Genomic DNA, 16,201 nt, shown 5'->3' on the forward strand with positions numbered 1-16,201 from the left:
GCCGAAGTCCTGGAAGACTGCCTTTTCAGGCCAAAATTTACTTGTTAGCTGAGTCAGGAGATGCGGATGTTAAAGCGTGAAATGAACATTGCCGATTATGATGCCGAACTGTGGCAGGCTATGGAGCAGGAAAAAGTACGTCAGGAAGAGCACATCGAACTGATCGCCTCCGAAAACTATACCAGCCCGCGTGTAATGCAGGCGCAGGGTTCTCAGCTGACCAACAAATACGCTGAAGGTTATCCGGGCAAGCGCTACTACGGCGGTTGCGAGTACGTTGATATCGTTGAGCAACTGGCTATCGATCGCGCTAAAGAGCTGTTTGGCGCTGACTACGCTAACGTACAGCCGCACTCTGGCTCTCAGGCTAACTTCGCTGTCTATACCGCGCTGCTGCAGCCGGGCGATACCGTGCTGGGTATGAACCTGGCGCAGGGCGGCCACCTGACTCACGGCTCCCCGGTTAACTTCTCCGGCAAACTCTACAACATCATTCCTTACGGCATTGATGAGTCCGGTAAAATTGACTACGAAGACATGGCTAAGCAGGCCAAAGAGCACAAACCGAAAATGATTATCGGTGGCTTCTCTGCCTACTCCGGCGTGGTTGACTGGGCAAAAATGCGTGAAATCGCTGACAGCATCGGCGCATACCTGTTCGTCGACATGGCGCACGTTGCCGGTCTGATTGCCGCCGGCGTTTACCCGAACCCGGTTCCGCACGCTCACGTTGTGACCACCACCACCCACAAAACGCTGGCGGGTCCGCGCGGCGGCCTGATCCTGGCAAAAGGCGGTGATGAAGAGCTGTACAAAAAACTGAACTCCGCCGTGTTCCCAAGCGCGCAGGGCGGCCCGCTGATGCACGTGATCGCGGCGAAAGCCGTGGCGCTGAAAGAAGCGATGGAGCCAGAGTTCAAAGTTTACCAGCAGCAGGTTGCGAAAAACGCCAAAGCGATGGTGGAAGTGTTCCTGAACCGCGGCTACAAAGTGGTTTCCGGTGGGACTGAAAACCACCTGTTCCTGCTGGATCTGGTTGATAAAAACCTGACCGGTAAAGAAGCCGACGCTGCACTGGGTCGTGCTAACATCACCGTCAACAAAAACAGCGTACCGAACGATCCGAAGAGCCCGTTTGTGACTTCCGGTATCCGTATCGGTTCTCCGGCTGTCACTCGCCGTGGCTTTAAAGAAGCGGAAGTGAAAGAGCTGGCTGGCTGGATGTGTGATGTTCTGGACAATATCAATGATGAAGCGGTAATTGAGCGCATCAAAGGTAAAGTGCTGGATATCTGCGCACGCTTCCCGGTTTACGCGTAAGTCATATTGATTGCTGGACCTTATCCGGCCTACAGGTGAGTTACCTGTAGGCCGGATAAACGAAGAGACATCCGCCAGTTATAGTGACTTAAGCAAGATTGTTTCATCGACTAAAGCCGCCACTGGCGGCTTTTTCTTAGCCTGAATCCATTTCCGCAATAAGCGCATTTCCCGACCCTGGTTCAACGTCACTGCGCCGACAACGACGTCATTCTGCAAACTAAACCATATTGCTTTCTGCGCATCAGGATCGCCACGTACGAGCCAACTTTCTCCTTGCATTTCGCCAACAAACTGCAGGTTATCGCTGTATTGATCGGTCCAGAACCAGCCCGGCGTGGCTTCCGGCAGGGGTAAACCGAGCATCGCGGCGGCGGCGACCTGCGCCTGGCAGTTGGCATTTTCCCAGCTTTCGATGCGCTTTAACGAACCGTCCGACTGGCGAGTGAGCGCCACATCACCGGCGGCGAAAATGACCGGGTCGGAGGTGGCGCAGGCGCTATCGACAATAATACCATTGGCCGTTTCCAGCCCCGCGTCGCGGGCCAGCGTATCGTTGGCCACGATACCGATACCATAAACCACGGCATCAGCCTGTAGCGTTTCGCCATTTTGCAGCGTGAGCGTGAGAAATTCTCCCGCTTCAGCGTGCTCAATGGCGCTATTGAGCAGCATTCTCACCCCGGCCTGCTGATGGCGGGCTAACAGATAGTCGCGCACCGGCGCAGGCGCATTGCGGCCCATCACCGTTGATGCCAGTTCGACTACCGTCACCCGGCAGCCGCGCTGGGTGGCGCTGGCCGCCAGCTCCAGGCCAATGGTACCCGCGCCGACAATCACGATCGATTTTCCTGGCTGTAGCGCAGCCCGGAGACGCTCGGCATCTCCCGCATGACGTAGGGTAAAACAGCGCTCGCCCAGCGCATCCAGCAGCGGTAGCGGTCTGGCGGCGGCCCCAGTAGCCAGCAGCAGCTGAGTCCAGCGGTAGGTTTGCCCATCGGCGAGCGTTAACGTACGTGAGGCGCGATCAATCTCGCGTAGCGTAACGCCCAGATGCAACTGCACGTTGTGTTCCTGCCACCAGCTGGCGGGCAGAACCGGCTGAAGCTGCGGGTTATCGTCCAGCAGCATCGCTTTTGACAGCGGCGGGCGCTCGTAGGCCAGGTGAGCCTCGTCAGAAAAGAGGTGTAACGGTCCGCTAAACCCCTGCTGACGTAGCGCGGCGGCGGCCATCGCTCCCGCCTGGCCGCCGCCGATGATGGCAATAATCTGTTCGTTCATGATGACTCCTTACAGATCCAGACCAGCCGCGACGTGCCGGATCCCACGGATCCCCAGACCGGCGTCGGCATTGATCATCACGCCGCTCAGCGTGCGGTTGTTGCGCCGTGACGCCAGCATCACGTACGGGCCGGTAAAATCTGCCGGTTCTGGGAAGAACTGCAGCGGCAGAATGGCGGCAATTTTCTCCGGCGTCAGCGACTGCATAATCGAGGTATCGTTCTGACCGAGCGCCTGCGGGCCGCGCAGATCGGTCGCCATGCCGCACGGGCCGACACCGTTCACCCGCACTTTGGGGGCGAGTTCGTAGGCCAGTTGGCGAATCAACCCGGTGGCCGCGTGCTTGCTGGCGGTATACAGGGGCCCGCCGCCGCCGGGATACCACGCGGCGTTAGACAGGGTAAAGATGATGCTGCCTTCGCTGGCGATTAATGCCTGGGCGCAGGCTTTGGCACCCAGCAGATAGCCCAGCACGTTAACGTTAAACAGCTCGTGGAAGCCGCTTTCCAGCGCCTCGGCGGGCGTATTGACCAGCGAAGCGTTGTGATCCCAGATACCCGCGTTGCCGATAAAACAGTCCAGCTTGCCGAAGGTGGTGAGGATCCGATCCACCATGCGCTGGTAGTCGGCATAGCAGGTCACGTTGCCTTCCACCGCCAGTACGTGTTCACCAAAGCGCTGGCGCAGGCTGGCAATCTTCGCTGCGGACAGCTCGAGCGTGGCGACTTTCGCACCTTCTTCAATAAAGCGTTCTACCAGCGCCAGCCCCAGCCCGGAGCCGCCGCCAGTAATAAACACAACGTTATCGCGTAAATCGCTCATCTGGCCTCCTCGGGTAAATCAATAAACACCTCGCCGCCTTCCACATGCACCGCATAGGTGGTGAGCGGATCGGTGGCGGGCAGGCACAGCGCTTTGCCGGTTTTCAGGCAGAAGCTGGCGGCGTGCAGCGGGCACTCCACCGTGGCGTCGTCTTCCAGATAGCCCTCCGACATCGAGGCGTTACCGTGGCTACAGCGATCGTTAATGGCATAAAACTCACCGCCAACGTGAAACAGCGCGATGACGGGAGAGGTTTCCAGCCGGAGGGCTTCCCCCTCCGGTAGCTCCGTGGCGGAGCAGGCAAATATGCGGCTCATCAAAACAGTACACTCAGGTTGTGGGAGGTGATCACCGCCTGATCGAGCACGATCTCACGCCCCAGTAAGCGCCATTCGTCGCCCGGCAGACGACGGACTTTATCCATGCGCGTGCCGACGTAGAACGTCTCGTCACGCTCTTTTTGTGCGCGGTACAGCAGATAGTTCAGGCGCACGGCGAACACGTCCGGCTGGTCGGTTTCGCTAACCTGCAGGTTGCTGATCATGTGGCGGGTGCGGGAAGGCGGCTCTTCGGCCCACGCCATGCCGGTTTCCAGCCGCGCGATACGGCGTTCAAGCTGGTCTTTATTGTCGTTGAAAATCCAGGTGGTCGGCGGCTGTACGCCTTTGCGGCGGTCGCGGGTTTGAGCATTGACCGTGGTGCGCATGGTGTAACGAATGTCGTCATCCAGCTGCGCCAGCCAGTCGCGGAACTGCCAGTCGTCCAGCAAACGCGCTTCTTCATACAGAAACTGGCTGATGCGGTGATGCAGCTCAGGGGAGACTAACGCGCTCATTTCATCACCTCCTGCTGGTATGCGGCGGTTTTTTCCTGCACTTCCTGCCAGCTTTCGCTGCTTAATAAATCGGCCCAACGCTGATACATGCCGCGGGCAGCGGTTTCCGAGAAAATGTAGTTAGTGATCCCCGGAATGCCGTCTTCACGACGTTTTTCCTGGCCGAGACCCATCTCCAGGCACAGGTTAGTGTTGCGTGCCCGGTGGCCTTTCAGCAGTTTTTGAATTTCACACCAGTTTTCCGAGTCGTCCTGCTCAAGGAACCCTGCCGGGCCGAAGGCGCGGGTGGCGCTGTTTTCAAAAGCGGCTTTGACGTCATCAGAGGCGGCTTTATCGGCGATGCAGAACGCCCATACTTCGACTTTGTCCGGCCCGCGCGGATGCCAGACGCGCAGCGTGGCGGTACCGTTCAGCCAGGAGAGCGTGGGGAAAATATTGTTGTGACCGGCGAGGCGCAGCGCACGAACCTTACCCAGACGCCGCTCCGCCTCTTCATAGGTCTCGCGATAGTAGCTGGAGACTTCGCCGTCGACCCAGACGTTGGCGTCCGGTTTCTCGGTAAAGAAGAAGCCGCTGCCGTGTCCATCCTGGCCGAACTGTAGCGCGTCTTTGGCGGTTTCCCACACCGGGCGGGCGGTTTGACCGTCTCCCAGGCGTTTGTCGCTGCCGTCGTCTTTCGCGCCCAATACCTGTACGGCAGAGGCGTGGCTGAACAACGCGTGATACTGGTCGCTGGCGAACTGTTCGGCGGGGAATTTCCAGTTACAGTCGATGGTCCACTTCTGTACGCCGCCGACGATTTCAGTGCCGCCTTCACGGCGATCCAGCACGCCGTCGAGATACCAGGCGATGTCGCCGAGATAATCGCGAAGATTCGGCGCGGTGGTATCCCAGTTACCGAAAATCAGCCCTTTGTAGCTCTCGACGCATGGCACTTCGTTCAGCCCCCAGTGGGATTTGCACAGCCCTTGTGGGTAGGCGCGCGGCTCCAGCGGCACGTCGATCAGCTCGCCGTTAATGCCATACGACCAGCCGTGATACGGGCAGGTGAAGGCGCGGGTGTTACCGCAGTCGGCATAACTCACGCGCATCGCGCGGTGGCGGCACTGGTTGAGAAACGCTTTGATGCTGCCGTCCTTCTGGCGCACCACCACCACGGCGTCTTCGCCCATATAAGTGTTAAAGAAATCGCCCGGTTTGGGGATTTGGCTTTCGTGGGCGAGAAACAGCCAGCAGCGTCCGAAGATGCGTTCCAGCTCCAGTTGATAAATTTCAGGGTCGGTATAAATACGTGGGGTTACGCGACCGTTTTGCGTGTCGATCAGTCGGTAGATGTCTAAATTTGAGGGTATGGTCATATTTTTTAATCCTGAAAGCTAAGATGTATTGACCTTCTTTTTTTGTACCCTAAGGATGTTGCTGGTTAGTTATCAATCTGTGAAATAGTAAATTTCTACCAGTTGAGACATTTTTTCGATAACAAGGAGAAGGGCATGGAACTGAGGCACTTACGCTATTTTGTGGCGGTGGCGCAGGCGCTGAATTTCACCCGGGCGGCAGAAAAACTGCATACCTCTCAGCCCTCGTTAAGCAGTCAGATCCGCGATCTGGAGGCCTGTGTGGGGGTTCCCTTGCTGGTGCGGGACAAGCGCAAAGTTGCGTTAACGGCAGCAGGTGAATGTTTTTTACAGGATGCGTTGGTTATCCTCGAGCAGGCGGAAAATGCCAAAGTTCGCGCCCGTAAAACGGTGCAGGAAGATAACCATTTCGCCATCGGCTTTGTCCCTTCCGCAGAGGTAAATCTGTTGCCCAAAGTGCTGCCTTTGTTTCGTTTAAAACAACCGGATACGCATATTGAACTGGTCAGTTTGATCACCACCGAGCAGGAGGAGAAGATCCTGCGCGGAGAGCTGGACGTTGGCTTAATGCGTCATCCGGTTTACAGCCCGGAACTGGATTATCTGGAGCTGATTCATGAGCCGCTGGTGGTGGTGTTACCGGTGAATCATCCACTCGCTAATGAGAAAGCGATATCGGCACAGCAACTGCATGGAGTGAATTTTGTCAGTACCGATCCGGCCTATTCCGGCGCGTTAGCGATGATTGTCAAAAACTGGTTTCAGCAGCAAAAAAGCCAGCCCAATATCGTGCAGGTGGCGACCAATATTCTGGTGACCATGAACCTGGTTGGCATGGGGTTGGGGGTGACTTTGATACCCGGTTATATGAATAATTTTAATACCGGGCAGGTGGTTTTTCGCCCTATTGTTGGCGATGTTCCGACCATTGCGCTGCTGATGGCGTGGAAAAAGGGGGCGCTGAAACCGGCGTTGACCGACTTTATCGCCACGGTGCATGAACGTTTAGCCGTGAGCGTTGTGGATTAACGACTACAGCTCGCTAAGCTGCGACTCGACATACAGATAGCCGATGCCCATCAGTTGCTGAGCGCGATTAAGCTTACCGAAACCGATCTGCGTTGCCCGGGCTCGTGGGTTATCGCCATGATCGAACGGATTAAATCCGGTTTGCTGCACCAGCGTATTGAGCCAGCTCTCGCCGAAGGCGCAGCTACGACCATACAGCCAGATTTGATTAATATTTAATATATTTAGAAAATTGTACAGACTCAGGCCAATGGCGCTGGCGGCATGTTCGGCCCACGCCTGAATGCGAACATCTCCGTGCCTCCAGGCATCAATAAGCTGGTCGGTCGTCAGCGTTTGAGGATCATACAGGGATGTCGGTTGCGATTTCATCCACACGCGAGCCTGCTTTTTCAGTGCGCTTAATGACGCCACCGTTTCCAGACACCCATAACGGCCACAGTCGCAGGCAACCCCGTCCGGATCAATTATTGTATGGCCAATCTGACCGCTGCCGTACAAACTGCCCCGCCAGATGTTATCGTTAATGACAAACGATGAACCAATGCCGTAATCAACGTTAATCACACAAAAATCACCGTTAGCCGCCGGATTTTGCCACTTTTCCGCCAGCGCCAGCATCACGCAGTCATTGTCCAGCCGGACCTGCACACCAAGCATCTCCTCAAGCAGGTATTTTATTTCCACCGGTGTTTTCCACGGAGCCTGAGGCATGGTTTTTGATGCGCCGGTAATCGGATCAACCTGGCCGTGCACGCCTAGCGCCAGATTAATCGTAACCTCTGGAAATTGCCGACGGTATTCTCGCCAGTGTGCCGCCAATGCTGTCAGCAGCGCTTTTGGCGTATCAGGATTAATGACCTCATGGCGCCAGTCGCCGACGGCCACCAGACGCGCGTCCGCCAGTTGGCTGGTGATGCTGGTGGGGGTGACGTTGATGCAGAGCGTCCAGGCGCCTGTTTCTGGCAAATGATAACTGCCGCTACTCAAACCGCGCTGGCTTAACGTCTCTCGCGAATGGCTGATTCTCCCTTCATCCATCAGCTCTTCAAGAATATTGCTGACCGCCGGGATCGACAGACTGGTCAGCTGCGCCAACTGCGACTTGCTAAGCTGTTTTTCCCGCCATAGATGCGACAAAAAGATCTGTTTATTTGCCTGACGCACCCTGGCGTTATTGAATCCCGAACGCTGCATACACTTAACTCCCTTTACTATATTGCGTGAGCATTGCGCATTTTAACGCCACTTAACTGCCGCAGAATAGCCTCAGGTTAAATTTTTACTTTTGTTTATTGAGTGGAGAGCGGCATGTACGGTTCAGTTAAAGTCTGGCAGGAAACGATCACCCTCCCAACGTGGACGGTGGGTGAAGAAGACGCTAACCCGATGTTTCTGGAGAAAAGGGTGTATCAGGGATCCTCTGGTGCGGTTTATCCCTACGGCGTGATTGATACCCTGACCAGCAAGCGTGAAATGCGCGACTATCAGGCGGTGTGGATGGAGAATGACTTCATTCGCATCATGCTGCTGCCGGAATTAGGCGGACGTATCCATCGTGCGTATGACAAAGTGCAGCAACGTGATTTCGTCTACTACAACGAAGTGGTGAAACCAGCGTTGGTTGGCCTGCTTGGGCCATGGATCTCTGGCGGCATTGAGTTCAACTGGCCGCAGCATCATCGTCCAACCACCTTTATGCCGGTTGATTTTACGCAACAGCAGGGCGAGCAGGGCGAATATACCGTGTGGATGGGAGAGGTTGAACCCATGCGTGGTTTACAGGTGATGACCGGATTCACACTGTATCCAGATCGCGCGCTGATCGAAATAACCGGGAAGGTGTTTAACGGTAACGCCACGCCGCGCCACTTCCTGTGGTGGGCGAATCCGGCGGTGAAAGGCGGCGACGATCATCAGAGCGTGTTTCCGCCGGATGTAACCGCGGTATTCGACCACGGCAAGCGCGATGTTTCAGCGTTTCCTGTCGCTACTGGCACCTACTACAAAGTGGATTACTCGGCGGGTGTGGATATCTCTCGCTACAAAAACGTACCCGTTCCGACCTCTTATATGGCGGAAAAATCGGATTATGACTTTGTCGGTGCCTGGCACCACGGCGAACGCGGTGGATTACTGCACGTGGCGGACCACCATGTTTCGCCGGGGAAAAAACAGTGGACCTGGGGATATGGCGACTTTGGCGTTGCCTGGGATCGTAATCTCACCGATGACAACGGTCCGTATATCGAACTGATGACCGGGGTCTTTACCGATAACCAACCGGATTTCACCTGGCTTGCGCCGTACGAAGAGAAAGTTTTTGTGCAAAACTTCCTGCCCTACAGCGAACTTGGCATGGTGCAAAACGCCAGCACGCAACTGGCGCTTCGGCTGATGCGTGAGGGAAGCCAACTTTCAGTGGGCGTTTATGCGATAGCGCCGCTACGCGATGTTCAGGTTACGCTTGCGGCACAAGGGGAGCCGTTCTTTGAGAATACACTCACCCTTGAGCCGGGGCAGAGCTGGTTAGCCGATGTGTCTGACAATGGCCATGCCCGGGTAACGATGACCGTTACTCGCGCCGATGGCACTGTGCTGTTGCAGTACGAAGAGCACCTGGCGCAAGAATTACCACTCCCCTCGGCGGCCAGCGCGCCAGCTCAGCCAGAAGCGCTTGCTAATACCGATGAACTCTATTTTATTGGTCAGCATCTGGAGCAGTACAACCACGCCAGCCGCTATGCCGAAGACTATTATCGCCGCGCGTTGGAGGTCGACCCGCTTGATTATCGCAATAATGTGGCTTTGGGGACGCTGGCGCTAAACCGCGCGGACTGGGCATTTGCAGCCCATTGCGCGGGTAAGGCGCTGGAACGGGCGCACAAGCTCAATAAGAATCCACGTGATGGCGAGGCGAGTATGCTGCTGGCCGCCGCGCAGGAACGCCAGGGCGACGATGAAAGCGCCTGGGATAATTATTATAAGGCGAGCTGGAGCGGCAACTGCCGGGACGCGGCTTTCTGGTCGTTAGCGCGCCTGGCGATGAAACGTCAGGACTATGCCGGCGCGTTGGAAAAAGTCGAGCAGAGCCTGCGTTTTAACGGCAGTAATAACCTGGCGATGGGACTGAAAGCGCTGGCGCTGGCTAAGCTTGATCGCAATGCGCAAGCGCTGGAATACATTCGCCAACAGTTGGTTGATTATCCGCTGAGTTACACCCTGCACTATGCGCGCTGGGCTATTTGTCAGGATGAAGCGACTGCACAGGCGCTAATCTCGATTACCGGGCGGCGCGGTACCAACGCGTGTGAACTGGCTGGCTGGTTGATCGCATTGGGGCAAAAAGATGCTGCCCGTGGCGTGCTGGAACTGCTCGACAGCCAGGAAACGCTACCGATGCTGTGGCGCGCTTCGTTGAGCGACAATCCGCAACCTTTCATCGAACGAGCGCGTAAGTGTCTGCAAAATCGCGTCCGTTTTCCTAATACGCTGGATGAAGTACAGATGCTGCAAACCCTCGAGCAGAGCGCTTTTGCCCGCTATTTGCTCGGCTGTTTCTGGTACAGCAAACGCTGCTATGACGAGGCGGTCTCCTGCTGGCAATTTACCCTTGCGCAGGAGCCGGATTTTGCCCCAGTGCATCGCTTATTGGGTATCTATGCCTGGAACAAACAGCACGATGCACAGCAGGCGATGCAGTATCTGTCGCAGGCCGTAGCACTGGAGCCGCAAAATGCCCGTTTCCTGTTCGAACTCGACTATCTCAAAAAGCTGATGGCGCAACCGGCTGAACAGCGTTTGCAACGACTGGAAGCCAGCAAAGATATTGTCTTCCATCGTGACGATCTGACTGTGGAACTGCTTAGTCTGTGGAATGGATTGGGGCGCTACGACGAGGCCGCGGCAATATTACGTGAGCGTGTATTTCATCCGTGGGAGGGGGGAGAAGGCAAAGCCACTGGGCAATATTTGCTGAATCAGATGCATCGCGCACTGGAGGCCGTTCAGTCGGGCGACCCGCAAACCGCCATCACGCAACTGCAACAGGCGCTGCACTACCCGCAAAACCTTGGAGAGGGGCGCCTGCCTGGGCAAACGGATAATGACATCTGGTATTTGCTGGGTTATTGCGCCCAGCAGCAGGGGCATTTCGAGGAGTCCCGGCGCTATTTCTCCCGTGCCACGCGTGGCGGTAGCTCACTGGATGCCGGACGTTACTACAACGACCAGCCGGTGGACTATCTCTTCTGGCAGGGTATGGCGCAGAGAAAACTCGGCGATGATGCACAGGCGGACGCTCTGTTCAACAGCTTCCTGCAATGGGTTGAGTCGCATCGCGACAACGTCCCGGATGTCGATTTCTTTGCCGTATCGCTGCCCGATCTGGTGGTGCTGGATACCTCAGCACAAGCAAAACACCAGCAACACTGCCTGTTCATCAATGCGCTTGGGCATCTGGGGCTGGGAAATAGTTCTGCTTGCCAGCGCGATCTTGATGAGCTTCTGCAACTCAATCCGGCGCATGACAAGGCGTTACTGCTGCGTCACGCCATTAACGTAAGGCTGTTCCAGTAATACCCGAAACGGGTGGGGGAGACCTCACCCGAAACCTTCTGTCCCCTGCGTTTCCCTGAAAGAGGAATCATAATGAATAACGCGCAGACACATTTAAAGATTGGTTATGTCTGGACTATCTGCCTGGTTGCCGCCTGCGGTGGTTTACTGTTTGGCTATGACTGGGTGGTGATCGGCGGGGCAAAGCCCTTCTATGAAGCTTATTTTTCGATTACCGATCCGGCGCAATCTGGCTGGGCGATGAGCTCGGCGCTGGTTGGTTGTATCTTTGGTGCGCTGATTTCTGGCTGGTGCGCCGATAAGTTTGGCCGAAAGATGCCGCTGATTCTCTCGGCAATCCTTTTTAGCGCTTCAGCCTGGGGAACAGCAGTTGCCAGCAATTTTGACATGTTTGTTGTCTATCGCATCGTTGGCGGCGTGGGGATTGGTCTGGCATCCGCGCTAAGCCCGCTGTATATCGCTGAGGTCAGCCCGGCGGAAAAGCGTGGTCGCTTTGTTGCCGTTAACCAGCTCACCATCGTCATTGGCGTTCTGGCGGCGCAGCTTATCAACCTGATGATTGCCGAACCTGTCGCCACAGGCGCTACGCAGCAGGCGATTGTGGAAAGCTGGAACGGTCAGACGGGCTGGCGCTGGATGTTTGGCGCTGAATTAGTGCCCGCGGTAATTTTCCTGGTGCTGATGTTCTTTGTCCCTGAATCGCCGCGCTGGTTGGTGAAGGCAGGAAAAGCCGAACGTGCGCGCACCATGCTGCAGCGCATGGGTTCGGCGGAATATGCCGGGCAAACGCTGAAAGAGATTGAACATACGCTACAAAAAGATAACCACAAGGTCGCGTGGTCATCACTGTTACAACCGCAGATCAAACCGATAGTGATTATTGGCATGGTGCTGGCAGTGTTCCAGCAGTGGTGTGGGATCAACGTTATTTTCAACTATGCGCAGGAGATATTTGCTTCTGCCGGATTCGACATCAACGGCACGTTAAAATCGATCGTAGCGACCGGGATCATCAATCTGGTCTTTACCCTTGCCGCTCTGCCGCTGGTGGACAAAATTGGGCGTCGTAAACTGATGCTGTTTGGTGCATCAGGGCTGACGGTTATCTACGTACTCATTGCCGGGGCATACGGGTTGGGCATTCTGGGCTGGCCGGTTTTGGTACTGGTGCTGGCGGCGATCGCCATTTACGCCCTGACGCTGGCCCCGGTAACCTGGGTGCTGCTGTCCGAAATTTTCCCCAACCGTGTTCGCGGGTTAGCGATGTCGCTCGGCACGCTGGCGTTGTGGATTGCCTGCTTCCTGCTGACCTATACCTTCCCACTGCTGAATGCGAGTCTGGGCGCATCGGGAAGCTTCCTGCTCTACGGTGTGATTTGCGCGATGGGCTTTATCTATATTCTGCGTAATGTGCCGGAAACCAAAGGCGTGACGCTGGAAGCGCTGGAGGAACAGCTGGCGGCGCTGCATACGAAAGTTGGCGCATCAAGCCAACAACGAAGCACCCGCTAATGAATCCTCTGCTGATGCTACAAAACGCACATCTACGGATGTGCGTAGATCCGCAGGGCGGTTCGCTATTGAGTCTGGTTTCGTTACAACATCAACGGGCAATATTACGTGAAGGTCATGGTCAGCAGCCCGGTGATTGCGGCCTGTTCCCGATGCTGCCGGTGGCAAACCGGGTGGCGGGCAACCGTTTTATGCTACGTGGGGGAGAGGTTGTGCTACCGCACCATGAGGCGGATGAACACTTCTTCCTGCACGGTGACGGCTGGCTGCAGCGCTGGCGGGTTATCACCGCGACACCAGGCGGTTGTTTGCTACAGTTGCGCAGTTGGCATCCCTGTGGCTACGACTATACGGCGCAGATTTGCTACCAACTGGAAGCGTCGAGCCTGCATGCTTCATTGACGCTCACCCATTGCGGGGAACGACCGATGATCTATGGCTGCGGGTTCCATCCGTTTTTCGCCTTTGATTCGTACAGTACGGCCCAGTTCACCGCCAGCGGCTACTGGCCGGAGGGAGAACAGCATCTGCCACTGGACTGGCAAAGAGATATTCCACCCGCAGCGGATTTTATGCATGCGCAATACGGTGAAGATGCCTGGTTGAATGTGGGTTATTCTGGCTGGAGCGGGCGGGCCGTTATTCAGCGCGATGTGATGAAAGTCACGATTTTAGCGCAAACTCCGTGGCTGATGCTGTTCAGAATGTCGGGTGAACCATTCTTGTGCCTGGAGCCGCAGACGCATCCGGTGAATGCCCACCACATGCAGGGGCAGCCGGGATTGCAGGTTTTAGCGCAGGGAGAACGCTGTCATTTTGCGATGCAAATTTGCGTCGAATAGGGCGAAAATCATGTTATCTGCCTGTTAATGGTCTCTTGCGCCAGCCAGAGTTTATCGCCAGACTACCGTCTCCAAACGGGAGGGATTCATGGCTTTGCATTCCACGCGCTGGCTGGCGCTCGGTTATTTCACCTATTTCTTTAGCTACGGTATTTTTCTGCCTTTCTGGAGCGTCTGGCTCGAAGGGTTGGGGCTGACGCCGGAAACCATTGGTTTACTGCTGGGCGCGGGGCTGATTGCCCGTTTTCTCGGTAGCTTGCTGATTGCGCCGCGCGTGAGCGATCCCTCTCGTCTGATTACCGCTTTACGTATTCTGGCTCTGTTGACGTTGGTGTTTGCGCTGGCCTTCTGGGCGGGGACCAACGTGGCGTGGCTGATGGTGGTGATGGTCGGATTTAACCTGTTTTTCTCACCGTTGGTGCCGCTGACTGACGCGCTGGCTAACACCTGGCAAAAACAGATAACCATGGATTACGGGCGGGTTCGACTGTGGGGGTCCGTGGCCTTTGTGATTGGCTCTGCGCTGACCGGTAAGCTGGTGAGCCTGTTTGACTATCGGGTGATCCTTATTCTGCTGTCGCTTGGCGTCGCCTCGATGCTGCTGGGCATGATGATTCGTCCGAGCGTGCAGCCAGCTGGTGAAAACCGTCAGCAGGAGAGTGCGGGATGGCCCGCATGGCGCGCGTTAATAACGCAAAGCTGGCGTTTTCTTGCCTGCGTGAGTCTGCTGCAGGGTGCGCATGCCGCCTATTACGGTTTTAGCGCCATTTACTGGCAGTCTGCTGGTTATTCCGCTTCGGCGGTGGGCTATTTATGGTCATTGGGCGTGGTGGCGGAAGTCATTATCTTCGCGCTCAGCCACAAGCTGTTCCGCCGCTTTAGCGCCCGCGATCTGCTGTTGCTTTCCGCCGTTTGCGGCGTGGCGCGTTGGGGGCTGATGGGCTGGAGCACCGAACTACCGTGGCTGATTGTGGTGCAGATCCTGCACTGCGGTACCTTCACCGTCTGCCACCTGGCGGCAATGCGCTATATCGCGGTGCGACAGGGCAGCGAAGTGATTCGTTTACAAGCGGTCTACTCCGCGATAGCGATGGGCGGCAGTATCGCCATTATGACCGTTTTCGCTGGCTACCTGTACCAAAACCTGGGCAGCGGCGTATTCTGGGTGATGGCGCTGGTGGCGCTACCGGCTATCGTGCTGCGCCCGAAAGTAGTGGCGCAGCCTGCGACGTTATGATTCGAGGATTTTGCGGATCTGCTGCTGCTGGTGAGACGTCAGTGCCAGATCCGCATGAATCAACGGCGGTGAAAACAGCGGCAGCGGCGTAGTGTACGGTGTGACGATCAGCGTTACGCCGCGCGGCGCACCCTCTTTTTGAAAGTCCTGCATTGGCATATGTTTTACGTTGAGCGGCAGTAGCGTCAGTTCGCGTAGCTGCTGTTCTATATGCGCTTCGAGTTGTTCATTACTGCCGGTCAGCAGGATAATCTGCTTTTCGTGCAAATCCTTCTCCTGCATCAGCCAGGCACCGAAAATCACCGCCACCAGACCGATCTCTTCTTCTGAAAATTGCACTTCGTATTCCGCTTCGAATCCGTGTATCGCCTCGCGGGTGGTGCGAACCAGCCGGGGATAAAGTCGGCTGAACTCCTCCGGCAGCGTGTTATCAATACCAATGGCAAACAAACTGCGGTTCAGGGCCTGGGCAAGGTGGATATACAACTGGTCGTTCAGCCCTTGTTCATCGCTGAAGCGAACGTTGCCATACTCGCGAAAACGCAGCACCAGCCGCGCGATAGCCAGACGCAAACGGCGATCCTGCTGGTGGTTATCGCGGATGGGATCGGGGATGCGAATCATTGAGAACAGCAATGCCATAAACAGCGATTCGCCCGGCGGCGCACTTTGCATGACGTGACGTTGCCAGTGGCGGGCAATCTCCTCAGCCAGAGCGTACTCCGCGCAGGATTGCGCCCAGCGCTGCTGGAGCGGATTAAACTCCGGGGTGATCCCCGCGTGATGTTGCAGCAGGCAGTATTGTAAAAACAGCCGCAGGAACTGGATATCACGGCACTCAAAGGGTTTTTGCAAGCGTCGGGAGCAGAGGTTAATCAGCGCATGCAGATTGGTGTCATCATACAACGTGCGCGCTATGCCCTGCTGTTTAAGCGCCATTTTCAATGTGGGTGTGAAATGTTGCGTGATAAACGTCGGGCAGAGCCGCAGGCCACGGCGCAGCCAATGCAACAGGCACAGCCGCTGGTTCAGCGGGGCGCCTTCGATCGTATAGCCGCCATTCTGGGCGGAAGTAATGGCGAGCCGATGATAGCGCTGGATTTCGAGCCCCGCGCCAATGATATCCTCCTGAACGGTGGCATCATCGACGCCATTGAGACTGCTGAAGGTCTGCGCGGTAGCAATCTGCCCCGGCAGAAAAAGCGTCAGCAGTACCTGGCAACGGCGTTGGGGAGCGGAAAGTACAGATGGCGGGGCGAGCGTTGACATCATCTGTAGAATCTCCCGTGAGTATGTTTGATAAGAATAGTTAAAGTTTGCGCATAGATTTGCGGAATGGAAAGCTTTACGCCAGGAATGCTGGGGAGCGTCACAGAATTTTTAACGT

General features: G+C 56.1%; 13 protein-coding genes. 6 read left to right on the forward strand and 7 right to left on the reverse strand.

Annotated elements, in window-relative coordinates:
- The first annotated feature begins 66 nt into the window (after positions 1–66).
- A complete protein-coding gene (glyA, locus tag AC534G_RS06475) occupies positions 67–1,320 on the forward strand; it encodes a serine hydroxymethyltransferase (RefSeq protein WP_032939458.1) in 1,254 nt (417 codons plus the stop codon).
- 78 nt (positions 1,321–1,398) lie between these two features.
- On the opposite strand, the gene hcaD is transcribed toward glyA, so the two are convergent.
- The 5 genes from hcaD to hcaE are packed head-to-tail and all read right to left on the reverse strand — an operon-like array spanning position 1,399 to position 5,616.
- Entirely contained in the window at positions 1,399–2,601 is a 1,203-nt protein-coding gene (gene hcaD, locus AC534G_RS06480) for a phenylpropionate dioxygenase ferredoxin reductase subunit (protein ID WP_110497142.1), read from the reverse strand.
- A 9-nt stretch (positions 2,602–2,610) separates the two neighbouring features.
- On the reverse strand, positions 2,611–3,423 hold the full coding sequence (gene hcaB / locus AC534G_RS06485; RefSeq protein WP_110497144.1) for a 3-phenylpropionate-dihydrodiol/cinnamic acid-dihydrodiol dehydrogenase: 813 nt from the start codon (positions 3,421–3,423) through the stop codon (positions 2,611–2,613).
- Entirely contained in the window at positions 3,420–3,740 is a 321-nt protein-coding gene (gene hcaC / locus AC534G_RS06490; protein ID WP_038642667.1) for a 3-phenylpropionate/cinnamic acid dioxygenase ferredoxin subunit, read from the reverse strand. The genes hcaB and hcaC overlap by 4 nt, the downstream gene beginning before the upstream one ends.
- Positions 3,740–4,258 (reverse strand): 3-phenylpropionate/cinnamic acid dioxygenase subunit beta, encoded by a 519-nt coding sequence (gene hcaF, locus AC534G_RS06495; protein ID WP_110497146.1) that lies wholly within the window; start codon positions 4,256–4,258, stop codon positions 3,740–3,742. Before hcaF ends, hcaC begins: the two co-directional genes overlap by 1 nt.
- Entirely contained in the window at positions 4,255–5,616 is a 1,362-nt protein-coding gene (gene hcaE / locus AC534G_RS06500; protein WP_038642663.1) for a 3-phenylpropionate/cinnamic acid dioxygenase subunit alpha, read from the reverse strand. The genes hcaF and hcaE overlap by 4 nt, the downstream gene beginning before the upstream one ends.
- Before the next feature lie 135 nt (positions 5,617–5,751).
- On the opposite strand from hcaE, the gene hcaR reads away from it, so the two are divergent.
- A complete protein-coding gene (gene hcaR, locus AC534G_RS06505) occupies positions 5,752–6,645 on the forward strand; it encodes a DNA-binding transcriptional regulator HcaR (protein ID WP_069324443.1) in 894 nt (297 codons plus the stop codon).
- Positions 6,646–6,648: 3 nt separating this feature from the next.
- Here the strand turns inward: hcaR and AC534G_RS06510 are convergent, their stop codons facing one another.
- Positions 6,649–7,842, reverse strand: coding sequence for an ROK family transcriptional regulator (locus tag AC534G_RS06510; RefSeq protein WP_085049312.1), 1,194 nt, complete (start codon positions 7,840–7,842; stop codon positions 6,649–6,651).
- Between the two features lie 114 nt (positions 7,843–7,956).
- Here AC534G_RS06510 and AC534G_RS06515 point away from each other — a divergent pair, with 114 nt between their 5' ends.
- The 4 genes from AC534G_RS06515 (at position 7,957) to AC534G_RS06530 (ending at position 14,814) form a co-directional block, all read left to right on the forward strand.
- Positions 7,957–11,223, forward strand: a complete 3,267-nt coding sequence (locus AC534G_RS06515; protein ID WP_110497148.1) for a DUF5107 domain-containing protein — start codon at positions 7,957–7,959, stop codon at positions 11,221–11,223.
- Between the two features lie 72 nt (positions 11,224–11,295).
- Positions 11,296–12,735, forward strand: a complete 1,440-nt coding sequence (locus AC534G_RS06520) for a sugar porter family MFS transporter (protein ID WP_110497150.1) — start codon at positions 11,296–11,298, stop codon at positions 12,733–12,735.
- Positions 12,735–13,577, forward strand: a complete 843-nt coding sequence (locus AC534G_RS06525; protein ID WP_110497152.1) for an aldose 1-epimerase — start codon at positions 12,735–12,737, stop codon at positions 13,575–13,577. The genes AC534G_RS06520 and AC534G_RS06525 overlap by 1 nt, the downstream gene beginning before the upstream one ends.
- Positions 13,578–13,665: 88 nt before the next feature.
- Positions 13,666–14,814, forward strand: coding sequence for a 3-phenylpropionate MFS transporter (locus AC534G_RS06530; RefSeq protein ID WP_496594521.1), 1,149 nt, complete (start codon positions 13,666–13,668; stop codon positions 14,812–14,814).
- Here AC534G_RS06530 and csiE read toward each other — a convergent pair.
- The gene (csiE, locus tag AC534G_RS06535; protein WP_110497154.1) at positions 14,809–16,086 is read right to left on the reverse strand and encodes a stationary phase inducible protein CsiE; all 1,278 of its coding nucleotides are present in this window, start codon (positions 16,084–16,086) and stop codon (positions 14,809–14,811) included. The genes AC534G_RS06530 and csiE overlap by 6 nt on opposite strands.
- Positions 16,087–16,201 lie beyond the last annotated feature (115 nt).

The organism is Citrobacter sp. CRE-46, from assembly GCF_059615875.1.

Excerpts from the sequence above, each read along its gene's own strand:
- glyA (WP_032939458.1), top strand. The coding sequence starts at position 67 with ATGTTAAAGCGTGAAATGAACATTGCCGATTATGATGCCGAACTGTGG.
- hcaD (WP_110497142.1), bottom strand. The coding sequence starts at position 2,601 with ATGAACGAACAGATTATTGCCATCATCGGCGGCGGCCAGGCGGGAGCG.
- hcaB (WP_110497144.1), bottom strand. The coding sequence starts at position 3,423 with ATGAGCGATTTACGCGATAACGTTGTGTTTATTACTGGCGGCGGCTCC.
- hcaC (WP_038642667.1), bottom strand. The coding sequence starts at position 3,740 with ATGAGCCGCATATTTGCCTGCTCCGCCACGGAGCTACCGGAGGGGGAA.
- hcaF (WP_110497146.1), bottom strand. The coding sequence starts at position 4,258 with ATGAGCGCGTTAGTCTCCCCTGAGCTGCATCACCGCATCAGCCAGTTT.
- hcaE (WP_038642663.1), bottom strand. The coding sequence starts at position 5,616 with ATGACCATACCCTCAAATTTAGACATCTACCGACTGATCGACACGCAA.
- hcaR (WP_069324443.1), top strand. The coding sequence starts at position 5,752 with ATGGAACTGAGGCACTTACGCTATTTTGTGGCGGTGGCGCAGGCGCTG.
- AC534G_RS06510 (WP_085049312.1), bottom strand. The coding sequence starts at position 7,842 with ATGCAGCGTTCGGGATTCAATAACGCCAGGGTGCGTCAGGCAAATAAA.
- AC534G_RS06515 (WP_110497148.1), top strand. The coding sequence starts at position 7,957 with ATGTACGGTTCAGTTAAAGTCTGGCAGGAAACGATCACCCTCCCAACG.
- AC534G_RS06520 (WP_110497150.1), top strand. The coding sequence starts at position 11,296 with ATGAATAACGCGCAGACACATTTAAAGATTGGTTATGTCTGGACTATC.
- AC534G_RS06525 (WP_110497152.1), top strand. The coding sequence starts at position 12,735 with ATGAATCCTCTGCTGATGCTACAAAACGCACATCTACGGATGTGCGTA.
- AC534G_RS06530 (WP_496594521.1), top strand. The coding sequence starts at position 13,666 with ATGGCTTTGCATTCCACGCGCTGGCTGGCGCTCGGTTATTTCACCTAT.
- csiE (WP_110497154.1), bottom strand. The coding sequence starts at position 16,086 with ATGATGTCAACGCTCGCCCCGCCATCTGTACTTTCCGCTCCCCAACGC.